The organism is Larkinella punicea, from assembly GCF_003334855.1.
GTDB lineage: Bacteria > Bacteroidota > Bacteroidia > Cytophagales > Spirosomataceae > Larkinella > Larkinella punicea.
The window spans coordinates 138,992-163,835 of record NZ_QOWE01000014.1 but is presented as its reverse complement, the minus strand read 5'-3'; the positions used below and the strand labels follow the sequence as shown (position 1 = coordinate 163,835).

Below are 24,844 nucleotides of genomic sequence, written 5' to 3'. Positions count from 1 at the left end.
AACTATTGAGGGAAGGGTCGGGAGCGGTTTCCCAGAATCGGGCTTGCCCGTGGTTTAATGTGCTGTAAAGTCCGGTTCGTGTCGTAATTTGCAGCTTTCATTCGCTTTCAAACACATGTTCTTTTTCATTCTTTTTTTTAGACGACTCTATTCCCTAATCAATCGAAGATTTATCTGGACTGGTTTGCTGTGGCTGATCATTCATGCCGTATTTGCCCAGAATCCGTCGGCAATCTGGTATCGTCAGCCCGCCCGCAACTGGAATGAAGCCCTGCCGGTGGGCAACGGTCGGCTGGGTGCGATGGTTTTTGGCCGCGCCGGTGACGAACTGATTCAGTTGAACGAAGCATCGCTCTGGTCGGGCGGGCCGGTCAGCCGGAATCCCAATCCCGGAGTTGCCCGGTATTTACCCGAAATTCGGGAAGCGCTTTTCCGGGAAGATTATGAAGCAGCGGCCAAACTGACGCAGCACATGCAGGGGCTGTATACGGAAGCCTACCAACCGCTCGGTGATCTGCTGCTGAAACAGGATTTCTCGGGACAACCTGCTGATTACTACCGAGATCTGAATATAAAAAATGCCACGGCGACCACCCGGTTTCGGGTAAATGGCGTCAACTATACCCGCGAAATCTTTGTCTCCGCGCCCGATCAGGTCGTGGTCGTGCGGTTGACGGCGGATCAAAAAGGAGCCCTGAATGTCACGGCAGCCGCCCGAAGTCCGCATCCGGTTACCAAATCGGCGGTGGGGCGCGATGAACTGGTTATTCGCGGAAAAGCCCCCGCCCACGCGGATCCGAATTACGTCAACTACAATCCAAAACCGGTTATTTACGGCGATTCCGCAGGCTGCAAAGGCATGCGTTTCGACTGGCGGGTGAAAGTGCGCTCGACGGATGGTACGGTTTCGACCGATACGGCCGGCATTCGCATTCAAAATGCGACGGAAGCGGTTTTGCTGCTGACAGCGGCTACCAGTTTCAACGGGTTTGACAAATGCCCCGATCGGGAAGGTCGGGATGAAAAACAACTGGCCGACGGCTACCTGAAAAAAGCACTCACCAAAACCGTCGATGCGCTTCGGAAGGCTCATGTGGCTGATTACCAACGGTATTTTAACCGCACCAGTTTTACGCTGGAAACTGCATTGGCGGTGAATCTGCCGATGGACGAACGGCTGAAACGGTATGCCGAAGGCGGTGCCGACCCGGAACTGGAAACGCTGTATTTTCAATTCGGGCGGTATTTGCTCATTTCCAGTTCCCGCCCCGGCGGACCACCAGCCAACCTCCAGGGCCTCTGGAATCCGATGGTTCGCCCCCCCTGGAGCAGCAACTACACGACCAACATCAACGCCGAAATGAATTACTGGCCGGCGGAAATGGTCAACCTGTCGGAACTGCATACGCCCTTGCTGACCTGGATTGGGTATATGGCAAAAACCGGTCGTGAAACCACGAAGAACTTTTACAACGCCCGGGGCTGGACGGTTCACCACAATTCCGACATCTGGGGCGCGTCGAATCCCGTTGGCGACAAAGGCAAGGGCAGTCCGTCGTGGGCCAACTGGGCCGTGGGTGGTGCCTGGCTGAGCCAGCATCTTTACGACCATTACCTGTTTACCGGCGACAAAAAATACCTGCAAACCTACGCTTATCCACTGATGAAGGATGCGGCCCTGTTCTGCCTCGACTGGCTGGTGGAAGACCCGCAGGGACGTCTGGTAACGGCACCGTCTACATCGCCGGAAAACGTGTTTATCACCGAAAAAGGTGTTAAGCAATCCGTTTCCGTGGCTACCACGATGGACATGGGTTTGATCTGGGATGTATTTTCGAACGTCATTCAGGCTTCGTCGCAACTGGGAATTGATGCGGATTTTCGGAAAACATTGTCCGATAAAAAGAGCAAATTGTTTCCGTTGCAGATCGGAAAAAGCGGCAACTTGCAGGAGTGGTACAAAGACTGGCAGGACGAAGACCCGCAGCACCGCCACGTTTCGCATCTGTACGCGCTGCATCCGGGTCGCGAAATTTCTCCGCTGACCACGCCCCAGTTTGCCGATGCGGCCCGCAAAACCCTCGAAATCCGGGGCGATGGCGGAACGGGCTGGAGCAAGTCCTGGAAAATCAACTTCTGGGCGCGGCTGCACGACGGCAATCATGCCTATAAGCTCCTGCGCGAACTGCTGAAACTGACGGGCATGGAAGGGACCGATTACGCCAAAGGGGGCGGCACATATCCCAACCTGTTCTGTGCGCATCCGCCGTTTCAGATCGACGGGAATTTTGGCGGCACATCGGGCATTGGCGAAATGCTGGTGCAGAGCCACGACGGTTTGCTCAACCTGCTGCCCGCCCGGCCTGATGGCTGGGCGACGGGTGAGGTGAAAGGAATGAAGACACGGGGCGGTTATGAACTCGATATGAGCTGGAAAAACGGCAAACTGACGCGCGTGGCCGTTCGCTCGGCGCTGGGCGGCAACTGCCGGCTGCGGGTGACGAGTGCGCTGAAGAGCGATGGGAAAACCCGGCTTCAAACCGCCAAAGGCACCAACCCGAATGCGTTTTTTCAGCAACCGGAGAACCGCTACCAAACGACCAAACCCGAAACCCCCGCCAACGGCGTTTATCTCTACGATCTGGCGACGGAACCGGGGAAAGAATATGTTTTGCTGGGTGTATAAGACTAGGACTTTCGCCCCTAAATCCCCTAAAGGGGACTTTGTGATCCGGATTTGACAGTCCCCTTTAGGGGATTTAGGGGCGTTTTAAATTCAAATAAATGTATCAGACGTAAGTACTAAAAACAAGATAATAAAGAAGTGAGAATAGAAACCGGAAATTATTCACCGGTTTTCTGTCTCAGATCTCTTGTCTCACCTCTTTATTCTATTGTCTTATTCCTAACATGTAACCCTTACTTTTACGACCATGAAAACCCTGAAATGCCTGCTTGTATTGTTGTTGGTAACCGGCAACCTGATGGCCACCGAGCCCGGTAAAAAAGACGAAAAACAGGCCGTTGAGCAAGCCGTTGAGAAGCTGCGGAAAGGCATCATCGATGCCGATCAGGCCACGCTCGAATCCCTCGTCACCGATCAACTGACGTACGGACACTCGAATGGATTGCTGGAAGATAAAACCGCTTTTGTTAAAGCCCTGGTGAGCAAAGAGTCTGATTTCGTGACGATTGACCTGACCGATCAGAGCGTTTCCATCGTGGATAACACCGCCTGGGTGCGGCACAAACTGTCGGGAACGACCAACAATAAAGGCGTGGCCGGAACGGTCAAACTCTCGGTTTTGCTCGTTTGGGTCAAGCAGAAAGGCGACTGGAAATTGCTCGCCCGGCAGGCGGTTAAGATTTAAGTTTACGGTTTACGGGGTATTCGGTTTACGGGTTACGGTGGCTGACGCGAGAGAAAAGCATGCGTCAGCCACCGTAACCCGTAAACCGAATACCCCGTAAACCACCCTTCACTTCTCCGAAAACTTTTGCTGCCTCAACAGCCGGTTGATGGTTTCGGCCAGTCGGTCAATTTTGGTTTCCTCCGTTTTGGCCGAATCGATCCAGTCAATGTACGCTTTTTGCTCGGCTTTGGTGTAATTTAAAAATGTTTGGTGGGCGGCTGGTTCGTCTTCCAGGCAGAGCAGCAGGTCTTTTTGTGTATCGACCGGAGCCTGAGCGGGATACAGCACCACCTCCACCCAATCGCCCGCTTTCTTTCCGATCTGCTTCCTGATTTCGGCCTTTACCGCCAGAAACAGCTTGCCATTGCCCATCGGCATCAGGCTGTAGTTCTTTATTTCGTAACCGTCGATCGTGCCGTTTACCTTCACCCAGTTGAAATACGCTTTTTTGTCTGGTTTCACTTCGGGTAGTGCGGCATACGTCCAGCCCCCTTTCCCCTGAAATTTTTCCAACAGATACGAGCCATTGACCAACGGTTTTTCCATAGCAGTAAGGCGGCCTATTCAACGCCATTGCCCAAAGATAGGCATAAAAATAGGCCCTGGATAGCCTGCGAAGGCAGGAAAAAACCGCTTTTATCGACCGGTATTCAACGCCAGAAAGGCTTCTTCGGGTGAGGAAAGGAAGAGTTTATAGAGCGTGGCGGTGTTGCCGACATGGATTTCGTAGGTGTCTGTTTCGAGGGCTGTCAGCAGATCCTGGGCTACGACCGTGGGCGAGATGCCGTTGATGCCGCCAATTTCCTGCGAGAAGTCAGTATTGACCAAGGGCGGCATCAGTTCAAAAACCTTGATGGCCGTATCTTTCGCCAGTGTATACCGCATCGCCTGCGTGTAGGCGTGTAAGGCGGCTTTGCTGGCCGAATAGGTAGCCGTGGTGTGACCGGGGACGAAGGCGACAATGGACGAGACATTGACCAGCGCGGCCTCGCTTTGTTTTTTCAGGAGTGGCAATAGCTTTTCCGTCAAACGGATGATGGCAAGGTAGTTCGTCGTCATTTCCTCCCCGGCTTTGTCGCTCGCTTGAATGCCGTCTTCAGACAGGGAATAATAGAATGCCCGCCCGGCGTTGTTGATGACCAGATTCAGGGTCGGGAAGTCTTTGTTCAAGCGTTCCACCAACTGATCGACATCCGCCGGATTGCTGACGTCGGAGACGATGGCTGTGGTGTTGTCCAGTTGCGCTGCGGCCTGTTGCAGTCGTTCGGCATTGCGGCCAGTGATAATGACCTGATTGCCACGTTGGGCGAATAATTTGGCGATTTCAAAACCGATACCGGCACTGCCGCCCGTAATTAAAACCGTGTTGTTCTGCGTTTTCATGTTTGTAAAATAGACTGTGAATTGATTGGATAAATGATGTATACCGATCGGTATATATGTGCTCAAAAAAAATTAAGATGTAGGTTTTGTTTCGATGTTGTGTACCATTTTCCGGGCGGTTTCCAGCACCGTATCCAGATAAAACGGATTCTGCGTCGTCCGGGCAATGAAAATACCGCCCTGAATGAGCGCAACCAGCGCAACGGCCACCTTTTCGGCATCCGTATTGGCCTGAAACTCGTTTACCTGAATGCCCGTCCGAATAATGGAAGCCAGTTCGGTCTGGGTTTCGATCAGTTCTTCCGCTACGCGTTGCCGCAAGGGTTCGTGCGTATCATCGGCTTCAACGCCCGCATTCAGCAGCGGACAACCGCCTTCCGGAAATTGCTGAATTTCTTCCTGATTGAACAGATCGATAAAGGCCAGTAGTTTCTCTTTCGGACGAACGGCCCGGCTGAGCCGGGTTCGAACCAGCTTGTTCCGGCGGGCGGCATTGAAATTAAAAACCGCCAGGGCAACGTCTTCTTTGTTCTCGAAATTTCCGTAAATGCTGCCCTTCGTCAGCCGCGTGGCCTCCGTCAGATCCGATAGCGATGTGCCCGCATAGCCCTTCTTGTTGAAAATGCTGGCGGCAGTCTCAATAATGAATTGGCGGGTGGCTTCCGATCGCGGGGTAAATTTCATGCTGCAAATATACCGATCGGTATATGAAGTGCAAACTATTTCTGAATTTTTTTTCAGGAACCACTCATTCGGGCTGAGTGAGCGGTTCCTGATTTCGGAACGTTGATGAGTCAGGTCGGGATTGATATGGGGCAATACGCTATTTAAACCCAAACAAAACCGGAAACAGGAAGGTCACAATGATGGTCCATAGGGCGTAAACGGGAAGGTAGAAGGCGGTGGTTTTTCCGACGCTGGCTATCGTCGTCTTCCTGGAAAGGACCCTGAAAAGTTGTGCTGTTACCAGCAGAAGATGGATTAAAATTAAAACATTACTGCCCAGTACGGCGGTTCTGTTGGGCGTGATGCCCCATTCTGAAATCCGGAACAGGATGGCCGATAACGCAATGCCATTTACCACGATCGTGATAGCCGATAGCAGAAAAAGAATCCAGATTTCCATCTGGCTTTTTGTGGTTTTCGATGTTTCTGCGACGGAAAAAAAGATGATGGCCATAACGCCAACCAATAGCGCATTGAAAAGCAGTAAAAACTCCCGGTCGTTGTAGGGGTCTTTGCCGGAATAAACGATGGCTACGAGATAGATAACCAGCATGACGACGACTAGCGGACTGAATATTTTAGCGATCACCGGAGAAACTTTACCGACTAATTGCGGATTGGTCTGGGTGAGATAAGTCCCTATGATGGGGGCCGCAGAAAGCCCGAAAATGCCAAAGTAATCGAAATAAAGCTTTTCAATCTCAAAGCCGATCAGCTTGAATAGACCGATGGTTAAACCGGTCATGATGCCGCCGGCGATTAGGATGAGGGTGGTCATGACGATCAGGTCACCGTTGTACCTCAAATAGTTAAGCCGTTTCTCATCGGCATTGCCCGTCTCACCAACAAAGGCAAAACCGAGTATCGACCATAGAAATAAGACAACGTGAATGCACGCTAGATCCAGGGTGTCGCTTCTTTTAACGTCGGGTAGAAAATTGATAAAAAATATAGCTGCGAGGATTGAGATTGCTATAAAAAAAAGCTTACCCATTGATAATTTATTCTTCCAGGCAAAGTAGGCTGTCAGTACCGGAAAAATGATAAAACCGATGTTTCGGGTATAGAAATACTCTTCATCGATGGATAAAAGTACCGGTAACTTAGCGATGCCACCGGCCACAAGAGAAGCAACAAGGATAACGATCAGGTCTTTCCGCGAACCCCAGGAAATGTCTTCACTCGCGAAATTGATTCGTTCGTTCCAAAAGGTAAGCAGGGCATTGTCTTTTAGTTCGGGATAGAGCGCTTTGAATGCGCGCTTAAACGTTGGTTTGTCGGCTCTATACAAACGCTCAAGCTGTCCGGGGTTGTTGAGATTTGATAGAATTTCATCTTTCATGACACAGTAATTTAAAGTGAATAGGATTTGTTTCTTTGCCTGTAAAAAGGGTTGACCTGGCGTTTCCGAACAATGCCCAATGGATGAGTGCATCAGCAGTGTTCCGGATAGCCTCCTGTTTTTGTTCTTACTAAAAGTACTTTGTGATTCAAAGTTAAAAACAAATTCATAAGATACAAGAGCAGTTCCAAAAATATTTGCGGTTTTTATACCGGGCGTTCTGAAACAACCGAAGCAATCACTATTTACGCCAAAAGCCACTCCCGGGAGTGGCTTTTGGCGTAAATCTATTTTCAATTCCGGATTTATTTCTTCGGATTGGTCGACGAGGCACCACCGAGCGAAGCCGGGGTCGAGGTACCTTCCGCAACGGCCGGATTGCCTTCCTTGTCGAGTTCAACGATTTCGTAGCCCAGCCGCTGCAAACCCGGTTTAACGGCCGATTTGTCGCCCACGACCGTAATAATCAGGTTATTGACGGGCAGGCGTTTTTTGGCGATGGCGTCGATTTCTTTCTTCGTCATTTTTTGCAAAATCTGGCTCTGCTGCTCCACGAAGTTGCCCGGCAGATCGTAGTCGATGATCTGATTCAGGAAAAGTGCCTTCTGGAACGAGGTTTCGTACCGCAGCGCATCCCGCTGGCCGACCGAACTTTTCAGGAAGGCCAGTTCGTCTTCCGTAATCCCGGTTTTGCCGTAGTTCGTCAGTTCTTTAACGAATTCGACCACCGAGCTATCCGTAGCGGCTGCTTTCACCCCGGCCTGAGCCGTGAAAGGACCAGGCGTTTTGGTGCTGCCGAACGACGAACGCGCGCCGTACGTCCAGCCTTTGTCTTCACGCAGGTTCATGTTGATCCGGCTGTTGAACGCACCGCCGAGGATGTAGTTGGCCAGCCCGGCTTTGTAATACTCGCCCGTGGCATCGTATGGCAAATCCGTCAAATACCCGATCCGAATTTCCGATTGAGCGGCTTTGTCTTTGTCAATCAGGTAGATACGGGTTTTGTCGATTTTTTTGGCAATGGGTGCTTTGGGTAAAGTGACCGGTTTGGCGGCCCACTTTTTCAGGAAATCGAGCTTCGGCAGAATGGCGGTTTTTTCGACGTCGCCCACGATGACCAGGTTCGTGACGGAGGGCGAGAAATTCTGCTGGTAGAAGGCTTTCACGTCGTCCAGCGAGATGTTTTCAACGGTTTTAACCGTCCCGCTGGTCGGAATGGCCCGGATGTTGTCCGCGCCGTAGAGCAGTCGGCTGTAGGCTTTGTTGGCAATCACCACCGGCTGCGTACTCTGGTTCGAGATCAGTTCGAGCTGTTGTTTTTTCAGTCGAACAAAGTCTTCCGTGGCAAATTTGGGGCGGAACATTTTCTCTTCCACCAGCGCCAGCGTTGCGTCCAGATTTTTGGTTAGCGACGAAACCGACACCTGAATTTCTTCCGTGCTGGCGTAAATCTGGATGCTGCTACCCAGTTTTTCGAGCTTCGCGTTGATTTCCTCATTGCTGAAATTCTGCGTTGCTTCGTTCATCAATGCCGCCGTAAGCTGGGCAATCCCGGCTTTGGAAGGGTCTTTCGCCGACAGCGTGTGACCTCCTTTTACCGAAAACAGCAGGGTTACCGTCGGGATTTCATCGTTTTTAGTCCCGATCATTTTCAAACCGTTCGGCAGCTTGTCGGACCAGAACGGCGGAACTTTCAGGGTTGGGCTGGCACCGGGAGCCGGTTTTTTGCTCCGGTCGAATGAATCTTTTGCCTTGGCGTATTTCAAACCGTCGTAGCCGTAATCCGGGGCCTTGTATCCTTCCGTCGCAATGGTGTAGTTGTCGGGATGTGCCACAATCTCCTTTTTATCTTTGGGATAAACCGTCAGAATAACGGCGTTTTTGCCCTTGATATACTGATTGTAAACCCGCATGATATCGGCTTTCGTGAGCGCCTGATACCGTTTCAGTTCGGTCGGCAGGTAATTTGGCGATCCGGTAAAGGTCTGGAAAGAAGCCAGTTGCGAAACTTTGCCGGAAACACTGGACAGATAATCAATAATTTCGGCTTCGCGTGTGGCTTTAAACTGGGCGAGGTCGTCGTCGGTCACCCCACGGGCTTCGAATTCGGCCAGCGAGTTCCGGACGATCGTTTCCGCGCTGTCCAGCCGGACGTTCGGGAAAGGCAGCACCGTAAACGTAAACTCCCCGGCTAACTCATTGGCCGGGTGGCCGACGTTGGCCTGAACCGCTTTTTCGGTTTTGACCAGGTTTTTGTAGAACAACGAACTTTTGCCACCGCCCAGAATCTGGGCCAGCGCGTCCAGGGGTGCTTCGTCCGGGTGGAAACGCGCCACGGTCGGGTACGTAATCCGCAGCATCGGAAACCGGATGTTGTCTTCGTAAGACACGTAGCGGTCTTTGTCGACCACCACCGGAGGCACAATGGTTTTGGTCACTTCCGGGCCTTTCGGAATGCTGCCGAAATATTTCTCGGTCAGTTGCACCACCTGTTTGGGGTCCACGTCGCCACCGATGGTCAAAACCGCATTGTTGGGGCCATACCAGCGCAGGAAGAAGTTCTTCAGGTCATTGACATTCACCCGGTTCAGGTCTTCGATGTAGCCGATGGTGAGCCAGGAATACGGGTGGCCGTAGGGGTAGAGGTTCTTGGCGGTATACTCGTAAGACAAACCGTATGGGCGGTTGTCGTAATTCTGACCGCGTTCGTTCTTCACGGTCGCCCGTTGAATTTCGAATTTCTTCTGGGTCACGGCATCCAGCAAAAAGCCCATCCGGTCGGCTTCGAGCCAGAGCGCGCGTTCCAGTTGGTTGCTGGGTACGGTTTCGAAATAGTTGGTACGGTCGCCGTTGGTAGTCCCGTTCAGGGTGCCGCCGGCTTCGGTCACGAGTTTAAAATGCTCATCATCGGCCACGTGATCGGAGCCCTGAAACATCATGTGCTCGAAAAAGTGGGCAAACCCCGACTTGCCGATCTCTTCCCGCGCCGATCCGACGTGGTAGGTGACATCGACGTGGACAATCGGATCGGAATGGTCTTCGTGAATGACCAGCGTCAACCCATTGGGTAACACGTACTTCTGGTACGGAATAATCAGTTCGCCCTCTTTGCGGGTGACGGTCTCCACGAGTTTCGTCTGTGACCAGGCCAGGTGGGTCAGCATCAGGCCAAGAAGCCCGATGCCGTAGCGTAATTTTCTCATTTGTATAGGCTGATGAAATCTATACAAATTAACTGGAATAAGCGCAGGATTGAAAGCGGTTTGCTTATTTGAGCGTACTCATTCCACCATCGACGCCCAGAATCTGGCCCGTGACCCAGCCGGACTCCTCCGACAGCAGAAAGGTGACCATCCCGGCGATGTCGGCCGAGGTGCCGATGCGACCCAGCGGATGCCGTTTGCCAGCCGCTTCGAGCCGGTTGGGCGACACCAGTCCGGCGGATTGTGCCAGGGGCGTATCGGTGAGGGAGGGTGCCACGGTGTTGAACCGGATGTGTTGCGGGGCATATTCGGCCGCCAGGGATTTCGTCAGGCCCTCAACCGCCGACTTCGACACGCTGACCGACGAATGCAGCCCGAACCCGAGTTGAGCCGCTACCGTGCTGAACAACACCACACTGGCCGACTTGGACTGGAGGAGGGCAGGCATGACGGTTTTCAGGATGGCGATGGCCCCCAGCACGTTCAGCGTGAAATCTTCCTGGAAGTGATCAAGGGTCAGCCGGCCAAACGGAGCCAGCCGAATGGAACCGGGCGCATACACCAGCCCGTGTAAGGTATCGGGTAAACCGCTCAGGTCGGACTCACCGGGTTGGGTGGCGTCCCACGTCAGGTGGGTAGATTGAATGCCTTCGGGTTGTCGCCGACCGGCTGTAAAAACCGTGGCACCTGCCGCCTGAAGCCGTTGGGCGGTTGCCTGACCAATGCCGGACGATGCGCCGACAATCAGGATGTTTTTTCCTTCAAAATTGTTCATGAGGGGCCAACACAATGTTGAGCGTTGTGGTTAGAAAAAAGTTGATGATAAGAAAAAAGGACTTTCGCTTTCTGCCCCTAAATCCCCTGAAGGGGACTTGGACGCAGCTTAATCCGGATGCCTAAAGTCCCCTTCAGGGGATTTAGGGACAGAAAGCGAAAGTGATGTAACAGGATTATCAGACGTAAGTCCCAGAAGAAAAAGAGCACCTGAAGCCGTAAAAACAAAATAAGCCCATTAGAAATCTAACGGGCTTATCCTACTAACCTATGATGAAATAGTATTCTACGGTGCAAAAGTATTGACTTAGAACGAGCTAACTATACCGTGGTCTCCTGCTTTGTCCGGTCTTCAAAAAAATAGTTTAGGGGCTGTATCGTTAGACCAGGCGGTCTTCCCGCTTTATGACTTCAGGAGAGCGCAGGAAGGTCTTTCTCCGGAAACTACACAGATTTGTTGAAAAAACACTATACATGGCCGTCATTTGGGGAGTAGTCTTGCACGCGCTCGGAGGGTTTGCTTCCGGCAGTTTCTATCTACCGTATAAAAAAGTACAGGGCTGGTCCTGGGAAAGTTACTGGCTCGTGGGTGGTATTTTCTCCTGGGTGTTTGCCCCGCTGATTTTCGGTCTGCTCACCGTTCCGAATCTGTTTGGGGTGCTGGCCGAAGCACCAACCGAAACCGTCTGGTGGTCGTATTTCTGGGGTGTTCTCTGGGGATTCGGCGGCTTGACGTTCGGCCTGACGATGCGGTATCTGGGCCTGTCGCTTGGTATGGCCGTGGTGTTGGGACTCTGTGCGGTTTTCGGAACCGTCGTGCCACCCATCTGGCAGGGGCAATTCGGCACGCTGATGAGCACGTTGTCCGGTCAGGTCATCATTCTGGGTTTGGCGGTTTGCGTGCTGGGCATTTCGATTTGCGGTATTGCCGGTATGATGAAGGAAAAGTCGATGACGGACGACCAGAAAAAAGAAACCATTGCCGAATTTGATCTCAAAAAGGGCGTTCTCGTGGCGGTTTTTTCGGGCATTATGAGTGCCTGTTTTTCGTTCGGACTAACGGCCGGCCAACCCATTGCCGATCTGGCGGTGCAGAACGGCGCCGACCCGCTCTACATGAACAATGCGCCCCTCGTATTCATCCTGCTGGGCGGTTTGACCACCAACGCCATCTGGTGTATCTACCTCAACATCAAGAATAAAACCTACACCGATTACGGCAATGTAACGGCCCCCGCCGTGCGGAACATCATTTTCTGCGCCATGGCCGGGGTGACGTGGTATCTGCAATTCTTCTTCTACGGCATGGGCGACAGCAAAATGGGCGAATACCGGTTTTCGGGCTGGACGCTACACATGGCGTTCATCATTGCCTTCAGCAGCTTCTGGGGGCTGTATCTGCACGAGTGGCGCGGAGCCAACCGGCAGACTATGCGCACCATTACTTTGGGAATAGCCACCGTGGTGTTTTCGACGGTTGTGGTCGGCATCGGGAATTATCTGGCGGAATAAAACCGGATGAAGCCTCGGATTGTACCGGTTCTCCTGCTGATTCTGTGTTTAGTCAGGACGCACGCCAGCGTTGGTCAGCCGGGCCAGCGAAAGGCGTTGTTTGTCATTGTCGACGGGATTTCGGCGGATGTAATCGAGACAATTGCCAAACCGAATCTGGATGCGATTGCCCGGGAAGGCGGGTATGTCCGGGCATACGTCGGTGGACAGAAAGGGACGTATTCGCAGACGCCGACGATTTCGGCGGTGGGCTACAACAGCCTGCTGACGGGGACGTGGGTCAACAAGCACAACGTCTGGGACAACGACATCAAGGACCCGAATTATCAGTACTGGACGATTTTCCGGTTTTTTGAATCGCAATATCCCCAGAAAAAAACCGCCGTTTTCTCGACCTGGTTAGACAACCGCACCAGGCTGGTGGGCGAAGGGCTTCCGGCCACGGGCCACCTGCGTCTCGACTATTCGTTCGACGGTTTTGAGCTGGACACGCTCCATTTTCCGCACGACAAAGACAAGCTGTACATCCACCAGATTGACGAAAAAGTGGTGAACGAAGCCGCTGCCTACATCCGGCAGGAAAGCCCGGATTTGTCATGGGTATACCTGGAATACACCGACGACATGGGCCATCGCTACGGCGATGGTGAGCGGTTTTACGAGGCCATCCGGATGATGGACGACCAGATGGGGCGCTTGTGGAAAGCGGTGCAATACCGGCAGAAAACGTTTGGCGAAGACTGGCAGGTGTTCATCACGACCGACCACGGCCGGAGCGCGGATACTGGCAAAAACCACGGCGGGCAGTCGGAGCGGGAGCGGAGTACATGGATGGTGACGAACGCCAAAAACCTGAATCCGTATTTCCGACAGGCAACCCCCGGCATTGTCGACATCATGCCGACGCTGGCCCGGCACCTGCAGGTTTCCATTCCGAAAGAGCAAGCCTTTGAGATTGATGGTATTCCGCTCACCGGCCAACTGTCGCTGACCGAGCCGACGGCGAAAAAGGACGCCGGGAAAATCGCCCTGAGCTGGAAAGCCGCCGACCCGGAAGGCACCGTCAAAATCTGGCTCACGACCACCAACCACTTCGAAGAAGGCCAGCGCGACCGGTATTTGCTGATGGACGAAGTGCCGGTGAAGGCTGAAAAAGCCGTGCTCGACGTTTCGAAACTGCCCACCGGTTTTTACAAGATCGTACTGGAAGGGCGGTATAATACGTTAAGCCGCTGGGTTGTGGAGTGATGCCGGGAATGAAACGGTTAAAACCGTTGGGCTGGCCTGTTTCCCACGATTCAAATCGTGGGCTGGTTCAATGGACCGCAGATTTGGCATTTTTTCAACACCCCATGACCGCATCGGCGGCTCGGTTCAGTCGTGCGTGGGTTTGAAAGGCCCGCAGTCATTGACAAAAAATCCATTGTCATCTTTTTTAACAATGAAATTTTTGTCAACGTCTTCCAATCCATCACGCCAGAATATCCCGCACCACCTTTCCCGAAACATCCGTTAACCGGTATCGGCGGCCGAGGTGTTTGAAAACCAGCTTCTCGTGATTGAGGCCCAACTGGTGCAAAACCGTGGCCTGAAAATCGTGGACGTGAACGGGGTTGGCAATGGTGTTGTAGCCGAATTCGTCGGTTTCGCCGTATACCATGCCGGGTTTGATACCGCCCCCGGCCATCCAGATCGTGAAGCTTCGCGGGTGGTGGTCGCGGCCGTAATTCTCTTTCGTCAGCTTGCCCTGGCTAAAGCAGGTTCGGCCAAACTCACCGCCCCAGATCACCAGCGTTTCGTCGAGCAGTCCGCGTTGTTTGAGGTCGGTCACCAGAGCCGCCGACGCCTGATCGACGTCTTTGGTCTGGCCGGTAATCTCTACGGGCAAATTGACGTGCTGATCCCAGCCCTGGTGGTATAACTGCACAAACCGCACGCCGTTTTCGGATAACTTCCGGGCCAGCAGGCAGTTGGCGGCAAAGGTGCCGGGAATCAGACAGTCGGAGCCGTAGAGCTTGATGATGTCGTCCGGTTCTTTCGACAGGTCCGTAATTTCCGGCACGGCGGTTTGCATCCGGTACGCCATTTCGTACTGCTTGATTTTGGCATTGATCTCAGGATCATGCACTTCCTCATACGCCAACTGGTTCAATTCGGCCAGGCGGTCGAGCATTTTTCGGCGCGACTGGCGGCTCATGCCTTCGGGGTCGCGCAGGTACAAGACCGGATCTTCGCCCTTGCTGAACTGCACCCCCTGGTGAATGGAATCCAGAAAACCGTTCGACCACAGTTTGGAATACACCCCCTGACTGTTGCCTTTTCCCCGGGAAATCAATACCGTAAAATTGGGCAGGTTTTTGTTTTCATTGCCCAGTCCGTAGCTCAGCCACGACCCCATGCTCGGGCGGTTGCCCTGCTGGGCACCGGTCTGAAAAAACGTGATGGCCGGGTCGTGGTTGATGGCTTCGGTGTGCATGGATTTCACAATGCACAGATCATCTACAATGCTGGCCATGTGCGGCAACAGATCGCTCACCCACGCCCGCGACTGCCCATACTGCTTGAAATCGACGAAGGATCCGGCCAAAGGCAGGGAGGCCTGGGTGGCCGTAAAACCGGTGAGTCGCTGCCCACCGCGCACCGACGGTGGGAGGTCTTTGCCAAAAAGCTCCCGCAACTTGGGTTTGTAGTCAAACGTTTCGAGTTGGGAAGGCGCGCCATTCTGGAATAAATAAATGACCCGCTTGGCTTTTGGCGCAAAATGCGGGATTCCGGGAATGAAATCAGGGTCGTCGGAGTCGCTGTTTTTGCTAAACAGATCCGGTATCAGCAGCGAACCCAGCGCAGCACTGCCCAGGCCCAAACTCAATTTCGAGAAAAACCGACGCCGGTTGAAGGTCAGCAAATGGTCCAGCAGTTCTTTTTCCATAACGGTCAGGATTTAGTAATGGATTCTTCCAGGTTGTAAATCATCGATACCACGCGCATCAGAGCCGCCAGCCGCTTTCTGTCGATCTTTTCGGGAACCGGATATTCCCCGACGGCCATCACTTTTTCAATCTCCGTCGTTTTTATCGTTTGCATTTCCTCCCCGAAATAGGTCACGAGTACACTCAGTTCGGGCTGGGTCGGTTTTCGATTGACAATCAGCCGGAAGGCTTGGCCGATTTTGGTTTCCATCCCGGTGTTTTCCTGCAACAGACGGGCCGCCAGTACCCGCGAAGCTTCCAGCACCGTGGGGTCGTTCATCATTACCAGGGCCTGCAAAGGCGTGTTGGTTTTGCTCCGGCCTACTTCGCACTGGTCACGGTTGCTGGCATCGAAAATGGCCATGGAGGGGGGCGGAACGGTTCGCTTGATGAACGTGTACATACCGCGCCGGTACAAAGCCGGACCGTGATCCTGGTTGTAGGTTGACAACATGCCGTCGCCCCCGGCGGTGGCGCTTTCCCACAGCCCGGCTGGCTGATACGGTTTTACACTGGGGCCACCGATGGCCCGGTTGAGCAGACCGCTGCTCGCCAGCACCATATCTTTCACCAGTTCGGCCGGAATATGGTAACGCGGTGCCCGGGCCAGCAGCACGTTCTCCGGATCGGCCCGCAGCTTTTCGGGGGAAACAACAATCGACTGGCGGTAGGTGGCCGACGTGACGATCTGCCTGACCAGCCGTTTGATGTTCCAGCCGTGCTGCATAAAGTCGACGGCCAGCCAGTCCAGCAGTTCCGGATGGGAGGGCAGCTCGCCCTGCATGCCAAAGTCTCCGGCGGTTTTGACGATACCCCGCCCGAAGAACTCCTGCCAGATTCGATTAACATAGACGCGGGCCGTCAGCGGATTCTTTTTGTCGAACAGCCACTGCGCCAGTCCCAGCCGGTTTTTGGGATAATTAGCATTGAAAGGCAGAATGGACGCGGGGGTGCCGGGCTGCACTTCGTCGCCGTAGGCATCGAAAACACCCCGTTTCAGAATGTAGGTTTTGCGAAGCGTGTCCAGATCACCCATGACGGATACAATCAGGCGGCTGGTGTCCGGTTTGTTGATAAACTTCAACAGGCTCTTTACATCGTCGTTGCTGATTTCCATCAGCGGTTTTTTGGCATACGACTCCGGTTTGCCAACGGCGGGGTCGATGGCCGTGTATTTGGGGCGCATTTCATCGACGTTGTTGAAAAAGGCGAAAAGCTGATAATATTCTTTCTGCGAAAACGGATCATACTTGTGGTCGTGACAATGCGCACATTCCAGCGTGATGCCCAGCAGCCCTTTGCCGAAGGTGTCGTTGCGGTCGGTCACGTAGGTAACCCGGTATTCTTCTTCGTCGACGGCACCTTCTTCGGTGATTTTATGGTTGCGGTTAAAACCGGTGGCCAGGAGCTGTTCTTTGTTGGAAGAGCCACCGGGCGATACCGGCAGCAGGTCGCCCGCCAGTTGCCAAGTGATAAACCGGTCGTACGGCATGTTCTGGTTGAAGGCATGAATGACCCAATCCCGCCACGGCCACTGCGTCCGGAAATTATCCATCTGGTAGCCGTAGGAGTCGGCATACCGGGCCAGATCCAGCCAGTGCAGCGCCATTTTTTCGCCATAGGCCGGACTTTTCAGCAACTGATCGACCGCTTTTTCGTAGGCCTTCGGGCTGTTGTCGGCCAGAAACCGATCCATCATCGGCAAGGTGGGCGGCAATCCGGTCAGGTCCAGACTGACGCGCTTGAGCAGGCGCTCCCTGTCGGATTCTTCGTTGGGGGCCAGGCCTTTCTGCTCCTGTTTGTGGAGAATAAAATAATCGATTTCATTCCGTGGCCACGCCGTCTGATCGATGGGTGGCAGGGCGGCTTTTTGGGGAGCCACAAACGCCCAGTGTTTTTCGTACTTCGCGCCCTGTTTGATCCACTTTTCAATCAGATTGATTTCGCGGGTAGAGAGCTTCAGGTTAGACGACGGTGGGGGCATCAGCAGGGACGTATCCTGCGTGGTGATCCGCAGAAAAGCCGCCGACAATTCGGGCTTCCCGGCCACCAGCGCGTGGGCCGTCGGGTTTTCAGCGAGGGCTTTGAAGGCACTTTCAGCCACATCGAGCCGCAGCCCGGCCTCCCGCTTGTTGGCATCCGGACCGTGGCAGGCCAGGCATTTATCCGACAGAATGGGCCGGATGTCAAAGTTATAGCTGACGGTTTCCGGTAGTTTCTCCTCCGCTGACCCGCTCGTCAAGCCCGTAGAGCAGGATTGGAAAGCACCTGCACCACCGGCCACCATGAACAGCAAATAAGAAAGCCTTTTCATTGTAACGTCTGGACTGACTAAAATTTGACTAAAATTTAAAAGACCTGTTTTATAAACAAACCGCCCTGGAGCGTCTCATTTATAAAACAGGTTAATCCTGATTTCTTACTTACATTCCGCGTTAATAACCCGGATTTTGTTGCAGCTTCCCGATCAATATTTCGCGGTTCGGTATCGGGAAAAGCAGCCGGTTCTGGGTCACTGCGTAACTGGTGCCGGGCAGATACGATTCGCCGGCATGAAAAGCCTTGATGTACTCCCCGTTCTTGTTCATGACCTCGATGGCTTTGCCGGTGCGGACCAAATCCAGCCACCGTTTGTTTTCGAAGGCAAATTCAACGCGCCGTTCGTGAGCAATCAGGTCCCGCAAAGCCGTCTGACTGGTTTGCATCGACGGGGCCAGACCCGCCCGAACCCGAACCGGGTTCAAATAGGTCAGCGCTTCGGCACCTTTATTTTGTTCATTGAGGGCTTCGGCCAGTCCCAGGAGCACATCGGAATAGCGATAGACCGGGAAGTTATCGTCGGTATTCTGCTCCAGGCTGTGGGGGTGAAGGTACTTTTTGATGAACGGATACGCTCTTTTACCCGTAGGTTTGACATAGCCAATCGGGCTTTTAATGGCTTCAATGGCCATGTCGCCCACCACGCCGGTTCCTTCCGCAATGCCAATCGACGCTTCCAGCCGCTTGTCGCCGGGTTCGTAGGTGCCGATCATCTCGAAGGTCGGAACGTTCCAGCCGCCCCCCTGGCGGTTTTGTGAGGTGATGCCGGTGATCTTGCTGACATCCGAAGCCAGTGGCAGAAAAGGGTACAGAAAGTTGCTGTTTTGCCCCTGATTGCCCTGTTGGTACTGGATCTCGAACAGCGACTCCCGGCTGTTTTTATTCGATAAACTGAAAACCGAGGCATAGTCGGGCAGGAGCGCAAAGCCCATCGAAGTAATCCCTTTCAATTCGGTTTCGGCCAGCGCAAAATTCTTCTGCGTCAGATACACATCGGCCAGCAGCATTTTAGCCGCTGCCTGCGTGGCGCGTCCTGTTTGCGGAAACGCCGGTGCCGGCAGTTTGGCAATGGCGTCTTTCAGGTCGTCGATAATGACTTTATACACCTCCTCGACGGACGAACGCGGAAGATAGGCATCACCGGCTCCCGATACGGCTTTCAGGTACAGCGGAACCCCGCCAAAATAACGCACCAGATCAAAGTAAAACAACGCCCGCAGAAACCGGGCCTGACCCGTCAGCCGGTCGGCCACCTGTTGGCTCAACCCCGCGCCGGGCAGGTAGTCGATGATGCTGTTGGCGCGGGCAATGCCGACGTAACACCGGTTGTACTTGTCAGCAACCAGCGTACTGGTAACATCATCCAGAAAAAAATCGGTATACTCCCGTTCGATGTAGGCCGGGCCGCGGTTGGTGTTGTTGAACTCAAGGTGCGTGTTGTCGGAACGCATCTCGCCCATGCACCAGGCGGCAATGGATCCTTTGGCGTCTCGCACAGCCGCATAGGCACCCACCATGGCTTGTTCGAACTGGGCTTCGGTCTGGTAAAAATTACCGGATGTGACGGAGCTTTCCGGCACCCGTTCCAGAAAATCTTCGGAACAGCCCGTCAGGAGCAAGGTCGTTAAAAGCGATATATACAGGAGCTTTTTCATGTCTTTGATTTTCGATACGATTAAAAATTCAAATTCAGGCCCAGCGCAAACGTCCGGGGAACCGGATACGGACTGATGTCGACCCCTTCGCTCAGGCCGCTCAACCCGTTGAAACTGGCTTCCGGATTAGCCCCTTTGTATTTGGTCAGAACCAGCGCCTGCTGCACACTCAGAAAGATCCGGGATTTGGTGATGTAGCGCGAAACTTTCGGCAGGGTGTAGCCCAGCGTGATGTTTTTTACGGTTAAATACGACGCATCGAGCGACAGACGATCCTGTACATTGCGCGGAAATTCGGTGGTTCCCGACAGCGACCGTCCGACAATTCCGGCACCGGGGTTTTCGGGCGACCGCCAGCGGTCTTTCATGTACGTTTCGACATTGAAAATTCCTTCCAGTGTTTCGGTCCATTCTGCCAGCGCATAGTACATCTTTCCGCCGTAGGCTCCTGAAATCACAATATTCAGATCCAGGTTTTTGTAGGCAAACGTATTGTTGATGCCATAGACAAATTTCGGATTGGGGTTGCCGATGTACGTTTTATCCAGAGTGTTGATGATCCCGTCGCCGTTGATGTCTTTCATGCGCATGGTGCCCACCTTGGACGTGCTGTGTTTGGGCTGCGAATCAAACTCCTCCTGCGTTTTGTAGATGCCATCGAACACATAGCCGTAGAACTGCCCGATTGGATGGCCCACTTCCGTTTTCCAGATCGTGCTGGAATAGTTGCCGATGCCGCCGATGGGCGTATCATTCGTTCCTAACTTGATGACCTTGTTTCGGTTGAACGAAATATTGAAATCGCTGGTCCATTTCAGTGTACCAACCAGATTGCGGGTGGTGGCGCCAAATTCATACCCCCAGAAATGGAATTCGCCAATGTTGTCCTGGATGTTGGAAAAACCGGTACCCGTCGGAATATCCACCTGATACAGCATGTTCTTGGTTCTTTTGTTGTAATAATCGGCCGTCAGCGAAATCCGGTCGTTCAGCAGCCCCACATCCAGACCAATGTCCATCCCGGTGGTGGTTTCCCAGGTCAGGCTGGTATTCCCGATCGTGTTGGGGCTTCGGCCCTGCACGAGGGCATTTCCGAACATATAGTTAGTGGAGACGATGTTGCCAAACTGGCTGTAATTACCAATGTTAAAATTGCCGGCATCTCCGTATTCGGCCCGTAATTTCAGGTAACTCACGCTACTCCATTTTTGAGCAAAACCTTCGTCTGAAATGATCCAGCCCGCCGATATGGAGGGGAAAGAACCCCAGCGGTTTGCCGATCCAAACCGGGATGAGCCATCCCGGCGAATGGAAGCGGCCAACAGGTATTTTCCTTTGTAGTTGTAGTTCACCCGGCTAAACATCGAGAGCAACGACCATTCCGTTGAGTTGCTGTTTCCGTTTTTGATGGCAGCCGCGTCGATCCAGGTAACGGCATCATCCGGAAAGCTGGTGCCCGTGAGCCGATTGGTTTCCTGCCGGAACTGTTGGGCCGAATACCCCACAAGGGCTTCGACGTGGTGGTCTGTCGCAAAGGATTTGCTGTAATTGAGGGTGTTTTCGGTCAGCCACGAGGTATATTCATTCGTTTCGTAGGAGCCGGTGGCCAGCTTGGGCGGGGGCGCAAAAATACCGCCCGCCGTCGACGGGTTGAAAATCCGCTGTTTGCGGCTTTCCAGATCCAGCGAGAGGGAGCTTTTAAACCGGAAATTTTTCAGAAAGTCGATCTCGGCGTAGGCATTGCTCAAAATTCGGGTTGAGTTGGTCCGGTTGGTGGTTTCGAGCAAGGTTTTTTTCCAGTTCGGAAATGTAAAAAGCCCCGGTCCGGTAAAACTCAGTTTGACAGAACCGTCGGGATTTTTGTCATCGGGCGAAAAGATGGGGGGCGTAATGATGGCCGAATAGAGCGTGCTGTAAAAACCGTCGGTTTCCTGATTCAGACTGCGCTGATAGGTTGGGGCAATGTTGATGCCGACCCGGGCAAAGTCGTTGATCTTGTACTGATTGTTGGACCGCAGGGAAAACCGCTCGTAATTGGTGTTCAACACCACGCCTTTCTCTTTGTAATAGCCGAGGGTGGTGGCCGAACTGAAATTGTTTTTGTTTGATAAAATGGAAAGGTTATAGCTGTTCTGCCCGCCCGTCTGCAAGAGTTCGTTATACCAGTCGGTGCTTTTTCCGGTATAGGCTTCGGGGTTTTGATACAGCTCCGGTATGCCGCCGGTATAGCCTTCGTATTTAATTTTGTCTTCAAAAATTTCCTTCCGGTCCTGTAAAAACTCCTTCGCATTCATGAGCTTGGCCCGCCCCCGCTGCGGAACCTGAGCAATGCCGTAGGTGGCGCTGAACTGGATGGTGGTCCGGCCTTCTTTGGCCTGTTTCGTGGTAATCAGAATCACGCCGTTGGCCGCCCGCGAACCGTATAAAGCAGCCGCCGAAGCGCCTTTCAGGACGGAGAAATTTTCGATTTCGTTGGGGTTGATGTTGTTGATACCGCCCACAATCGGAAATCCGTCGACCACATACAGGGGTGTGTTACCGGCATTGATGGAGGCCGCCCCGCGAATCCGGATGGCCATTCCGCTGCCGGGTGTTCCCGAAGCCTGGTTGATCTGGACACCGGCAATCCGTCCCTGAAGCTTTTGAGCCAACTGACCCACCGGCTGGTCTTCCAGTTGGGCCGCGGGCAGTGATGCAATGGAGCCGGTAACTTCCCGCTGTTTCTGCGTTCCGTAGCCCACCACCACGATTTCTTCCAGCGCCCGGTCTTCCGGAGCAAGCGCAATGGAAAAAGTGGTCTGGTTGCCCACGATCATTTCCTGGCTTTTGTAGCCAACGAAGCTAAAAACGAGGGTGGCATTGTCATCCGTTTCCATCTGAAAGTCGCCCTCTCCGTTCGTAATCGTACCCCGCTGCGTTCCTTTCACAACGACGCTGACACCGGGCAGTCCTTTGCCGGTTTCATCGAGCACTTTTCCGGAAACCGTACGCTTGGGGGCCACCTGGCCAACGGGCGGGAGCGGTGTCGGTGCAACCTCTTCGCGTCTGATAATAATGACTTTTCCGGTCAGTTCATACTGCAATCCCAGCGGGTTCAGGATGTGGTCGAGCACCTGTTGAAGCGGTTGGTTCTCGGCAGAAAGGGTGATTTTTCGGCTGGATTGAATCAGTTTCGAGCTAAACACAAAACGGACGTCTACCTGCCGTTCCACCTGGCTCAGTACTTTTTTTATCTCCATTTCCTGCGCTCTGACCGTAATTTTCTGATTAAGAAGCGACTGGGCTACGCCGTCGCTGGCGTAGCCCAGTCCGGCAAAGCAAAAAGCGAACAAGGTCTGAATCGCCGTGAGACCCAGGGTTCGGCAGAAGATTCGACAGACGAACGGTTGAATCTGTATGGGTTTTTTCATAAAAGTTAAGGGTATAGGAGTTTGAACAGGCAATAGTTGTCCCGGCTCCCCTTTTTCGGGGAGTAGCATGAAAAGCAGTTTTGAAAGAAAGCGTTGGGATTTAACCGGACCGAACGAACTCAGCCCGGCACCTTTTCAGATTGCAGGTTTTTGGGGTCATCATACCGCATAAAGTTTTTAAGGGTTTAGGTTATTACGATCAGAAAAAGAATTCAGCCAGTTTATAAACCCGCTTGACAGGTACGCTTTAATTCGTTTTACATCCCTTGCCGTGAATAACAATTTGCCCTTCCACCAGCTCATACCGGGCCTCAACGGCTTTACAGATAATGGTTAGCTGATCATATAATGCCATACTGTCCAGGGAAGCCGTTAAGGGGCAATCCATCATCAGGTCTCTGTCATAAATGATCGGAACACCGTAGGCTTTTTCGAGCGCAGCAAAAACTTCGCTCACGGGTTTGTCTTCAAAGTGAAACGAAGGCTGAACAACGGTCTTGAGCAACACGGGTTTTTCCACCAGGGTCTTTCGCATCCGTACTTCGTCCGTTTTGTACACAATTTTCTGATTGGGGGAAAGAACGACTCCTTCCAGTTCGCGGTTGATGGCTTTCTCCTTTGCTTTGGGATCCGACTGGGCAAACACCGAAACGCGTCCGGTTTTCACTTCAACGATCACTTCCCGCGAACTTTCGTAGGCTTTTACCGTAAAACTGGTTCCTAAAACTTTGGTAATTAGTCCGTTTGCATAAACCAAAAAAGGATGGGCCGGATCTTTGGCGACTTCAAAAAAAGCTTCTCCGTTGAGGTAGACTTCCCGTTTGGGGGTTGAAAAGTTTTTGGCGTAGTGAATCCGGCTGGCGGGCGCGAGGGTAACAGTACTGCCATCGTCGAGGTGGATCACCACCGGTTGGGATGATGTATTCGCGGTATCGGTAACGGCCGATGTCTGATTTTTGGCAATCGTGAAGGGCGAATCCAACTGGGTGGAAGGCCCCTCGGAACGGAAATAGGGGAGAGTCAGCCAACCGGCCAGCAGAATAAGGCTGACCGACGCGGCCACCCGGAACCAGCTACGGTTATAAACCGGTAAAGGACGCTGCCTGTATTCCGGAGTTGAGGATGACGACTGATTGATTCTGGAAATCGTCGATTTGACAACCTGCTCAATTTCGTGTGCGGGCAGCGTAGGTTCTTTTACCTGAAGAGACAGCACGACGGTTCGGGCCTCGTGAATCCGGTCGGTGCGGTCCGGGTTTTCCTGCATCCATCGATTCCAGAAGAAATCCGTCTCGCTGGTGGGCGCAAGAACCCACTGCCGGAAAAAAGGATCCCAGACAAAATCGCCGGTTTTGAAACTTCTGTACTGATCCATACCTACCTGTGCATCTATATCATACGATAGACGAAATCACAGCCGCGATACCAAAAGAATTAGAATTATTTTGAAAAAAAATAGAATGTTGCCAATTGGACTGGTCCGCTTATCAGTAAAAATGGACCAGAAGCAGCGTCAAGAGTTCCACTTTCCAGTATTCCTTTAGCTGTCTGATGGCAATCTGAAGCAGATTGGATACCGTTTGGGGAGAAATGTCCATCACCTCCGAAATCTGGTTACGGTCCATTTCCTGAAAGAATTTTAGATAAATGACTTCCTTCTGCCTTTTGGGAAGTTCATCCAGCAGCTTTTTGAAACGCTGGGTGATGACCCGGACGCTTTCCTGTTCAATGTACTCCTCTTCGACCGAATATTCAATGTCAAAGCCCTCCTGGTTTTCGCCGGGAATTTCATTCGATAAACCGGTTCGGGATTGGCCGCTGCGGTTCATCAGCCGACGGAGCGAGGCCATCAGGTAGGGCTTCACCGCAACCTCCGAATTGAGTCGGTCACGACGTTCCCAAATGATCAGAAACAGGTCCTGAATGCAGTCCTTGACAAACTCCTTGTCTTTCGAAAATTTACTCCCATACCGAAACAGAACCTGAAAATGAGAAGACATCAGATAGGCAAAAGCCACAGTATCGCCAGACAGAAACTGTTGCCATACAACAAGTTCTGCGGGTCGATTGAGGGGGTGTTTCTTCTGATCCATATGCCATTACCCATTAACATGCGGTTCTAAACACTTGAAAATGTG

At 52.9% G+C, this 24,844-nt stretch carries 16 protein-coding genes; 4 read left to right on the top strand and 12 right to left on the bottom strand.

Annotated elements, in window-relative coordinates:
- Positions 1-184: 184 nt before the first annotated feature.
- Positions 185-2,686, top strand: a complete 2,502-nt coding sequence (locus DUE52_RS17830; RefSeq protein ID WP_229312210.1) for a glycoside hydrolase family 95 protein — start codon at positions 185-187, stop codon at positions 2,684-2,686.
- 247 nt (positions 2,687-2,933) lie between these two features.
- Positions 2,934-3,371 carry a nuclear transport factor 2 family protein gene (locus tag DUE52_RS17825; RefSeq protein WP_114407392.1) on the top strand — a complete coding sequence of 146 codons (438 nt, stop codon included), beginning with the start codon at positions 2,934-2,936 and terminating at the stop codon, positions 3,369-3,371.
- 108 nt (positions 3,372-3,479) lie between these two features.
- On the opposite strand, the gene DUE52_RS17820 is transcribed toward DUE52_RS17825, so the two are convergent.
- The 6 genes from DUE52_RS17820 to DUE52_RS17795 all read right to left on the bottom strand — a co-directional run bounded on the left by DUE52_RS17820 (position 3,480) and on the right by DUE52_RS17795 (position 10,842).
- The gene (locus DUE52_RS17820; protein ID WP_114407391.1) at positions 3,480-3,959 is read right to left on the bottom strand and encodes a YdeI/OmpD-associated family protein; all 480 of its coding nucleotides are present in this window, start codon (positions 3,957-3,959) and stop codon (positions 3,480-3,482) included.
- 90 nt (positions 3,960-4,049) lie between these two features.
- Positions 4,050-4,796 (bottom strand): SDR family oxidoreductase, encoded by a 747-nt coding sequence (locus DUE52_RS17815; protein WP_114407390.1) that lies wholly within the window; start codon positions 4,794-4,796, stop codon positions 4,050-4,052.
- 72 nt (positions 4,797-4,868) lie between these two features.
- The gene (locus DUE52_RS17810; RefSeq protein WP_114407389.1) at positions 4,869-5,480 is read right to left on the bottom strand and encodes a TetR/AcrR family transcriptional regulator; all 612 of its coding nucleotides are present in this window, start codon (positions 5,478-5,480) and stop codon (positions 4,869-4,871) included.
- Between the two features lie 139 nt (positions 5,481-5,619).
- A complete protein-coding gene (locus tag DUE52_RS17805) occupies positions 5,620-6,864 on the bottom strand; it encodes a hypothetical protein (RefSeq protein WP_114407388.1) in 1,245 nt (414 codons plus the stop codon).
- A 305-nt stretch (positions 6,865-7,169) separates the two neighbouring features.
- A complete protein-coding gene (locus tag DUE52_RS17800; protein ID WP_114407387.1) occupies positions 7,170-10,067 on the bottom strand; it encodes a M16 family metallopeptidase in 2,898 nt (965 codons plus the stop codon).
- Positions 10,068-10,131: 64 nt separating this feature from the next.
- On the bottom strand, positions 10,132-10,842 hold the full coding sequence (locus DUE52_RS17795) for an SDR family NAD(P)-dependent oxidoreductase (protein ID WP_114407386.1): 711 nt from the start codon (positions 10,840-10,842) through the stop codon (positions 10,132-10,134).
- Between the two features lie 473 nt (positions 10,843-11,315).
- On the opposite strand from DUE52_RS17795, the gene rhaT reads away from it, so the two are divergent.
- Positions 11,316-12,353 carry an L-rhamnose/proton symporter RhaT gene (gene rhaT / locus DUE52_RS17790; protein ID WP_114407385.1) on the top strand — a complete coding sequence of 346 codons (1,038 nt, stop codon included), beginning with the start codon at positions 11,316-11,318 and terminating at the stop codon, positions 12,351-12,353.
- Between the two features lie 6 nt (positions 12,354-12,359).
- Complete coding sequence (locus DUE52_RS17785; protein WP_114407384.1) at positions 12,360-13,601, top strand: alkaline phosphatase family protein; 1,242 nt, start codon at positions 12,360-12,362, stop codon at positions 13,599-13,601.
- A gap of 223 nt (positions 13,602-13,824) precedes the next feature.
- Here the strand turns inward: DUE52_RS17785 and DUE52_RS17780 are convergent, their stop codons facing one another.
- The 6 genes from DUE52_RS17780 to DUE52_RS17755 form a co-directional block, all read right to left on the bottom strand.
- Positions 13,825-15,282, bottom strand: coding sequence for a DUF1501 domain-containing protein (locus tag DUE52_RS17780; RefSeq protein ID WP_114407383.1), 1,458 nt, complete (start codon positions 15,280-15,282; stop codon positions 13,825-13,827).
- Positions 15,283-15,287: 5 nt separating this feature from the next.
- A complete protein-coding gene (locus DUE52_RS17775) occupies positions 15,288-17,636 on the bottom strand; it encodes a PSD1 and planctomycete cytochrome C domain-containing protein (protein WP_114407382.1) in 2,349 nt (782 codons plus the stop codon).
- Between the two features lie 121 nt (positions 17,637-17,757).
- A complete protein-coding gene (locus tag DUE52_RS17770; RefSeq protein WP_114407381.1) occupies positions 17,758-19,296 on the bottom strand; it encodes a RagB/SusD family nutrient uptake outer membrane protein in 1,539 nt (512 codons plus the stop codon).
- 20 nt (positions 19,297-19,316) lie between these two features.
- Positions 19,317-22,706: a TonB-dependent receptor gene (locus DUE52_RS17765; RefSeq protein WP_229312209.1), complete on the bottom strand. Its 3,390-nt coding sequence runs from the start codon at positions 22,704-22,706 to the stop codon at positions 19,317-19,319.
- A gap of 247 nt (positions 22,707-22,953) precedes the next feature.
- Complete coding sequence (locus DUE52_RS17760) at positions 22,954-24,081, bottom strand: FecR family protein (RefSeq protein ID WP_114407379.1); 1,128 nt, start codon at positions 24,079-24,081, stop codon at positions 22,954-22,956.
- Between the two features lie 112 nt (positions 24,082-24,193).
- Positions 24,194-24,799: an RNA polymerase sigma factor gene (locus tag DUE52_RS17755; protein ID WP_114407378.1), complete on the bottom strand. Its 606-nt coding sequence runs from the start codon at positions 24,797-24,799 to the stop codon at positions 24,194-24,196.
- Between the last annotated feature and the right edge of the window lie 45 nt (positions 24,800-24,844).

What these genes read in the sequence shown, in the direction of transcription:
- DUE52_RS17825 (WP_114407392.1), top strand. Translation starts at nt 2,934, where the DNA reads ATGAAAACCCTGAAATGCCTGCTTGTATTGTTGTTGGTAACCGGCAAC.
- DUE52_RS17820 (WP_114407391.1), bottom strand. Translation starts at nt 3,959, where the DNA reads ATGGAAAAACCGTTGGTCAATGGCTCGTATCTGTTGGAAAAATTTCAG.
- DUE52_RS17815 (WP_114407390.1), bottom strand. Translation starts at nt 4,796, where the DNA reads ATGAAAACGCAGAACAACACGGTTTTAATTACGGGCGGCAGTGCCGGT.
- DUE52_RS17810 (WP_114407389.1), bottom strand. Translation starts at nt 5,480, where the DNA reads ATGAAATTTACCCCGCGATCGGAAGCCACCCGCCAATTCATTATTGAG.
- DUE52_RS17805 (WP_114407388.1), bottom strand. Translation starts at nt 6,864, where the DNA reads ATGAAAGATGAAATTCTATCAAATCTCAACAACCCCGGACAGCTTGAG.
- DUE52_RS17800 (WP_114407387.1), bottom strand. Translation starts at nt 10,067, where the DNA reads ATGAGAAAATTACGCTACGGCATCGGGCTTCTTGGCCTGATGCTGACC.
- DUE52_RS17795 (WP_114407386.1), bottom strand. Translation starts at nt 10,842, where the DNA reads ATGAACAATTTTGAAGGAAAAAACATCCTGATTGTCGGCGCATCGTCC.
- rhaT (WP_114407385.1), top strand. Translation starts at nt 11,316, where the DNA reads ATGGCCGTCATTTGGGGAGTAGTCTTGCACGCGCTCGGAGGGTTTGCT.
- DUE52_RS17785 (WP_114407384.1), top strand. Translation starts at nt 12,360, where the DNA reads ATGAAGCCTCGGATTGTACCGGTTCTCCTGCTGATTCTGTGTTTAGTC.
- DUE52_RS17780 (WP_114407383.1), bottom strand. Translation starts at nt 15,282, where the DNA reads ATGGAAAAAGAACTGCTGGACCATTTGCTGACCTTCAACCGGCGTCGG.
- DUE52_RS17775 (WP_114407382.1), bottom strand. Translation starts at nt 17,636, where the DNA reads ATGAAAAGGCTTTCTTATTTGCTGTTCATGGTGGCCGGTGGTGCAGGT.
- DUE52_RS17770 (WP_114407381.1), bottom strand. Translation starts at nt 19,296, where the DNA reads ATGAAAAAGCTCCTGTATATATCGCTTTTAACGACCTTGCTCCTGACG.
- DUE52_RS17765 (WP_229312209.1), bottom strand. Translation starts at nt 22,706, where the DNA reads ATGAAAAAACCCATACAGATTCAACCGTTCGTCTGTCGAATCTTCTGC.
- DUE52_RS17760 (WP_114407379.1), bottom strand. Translation starts at nt 24,081, where the DNA reads ATGGATCAGTACAGAAGTTTCAAAACCGGCGATTTTGTCTGGGATCCT.
- DUE52_RS17755 (WP_114407378.1), bottom strand. Translation starts at nt 24,799, where the DNA reads ATGGATCAGAAGAAACACCCCCTCAATCGACCCGCAGAACTTGTTGTA.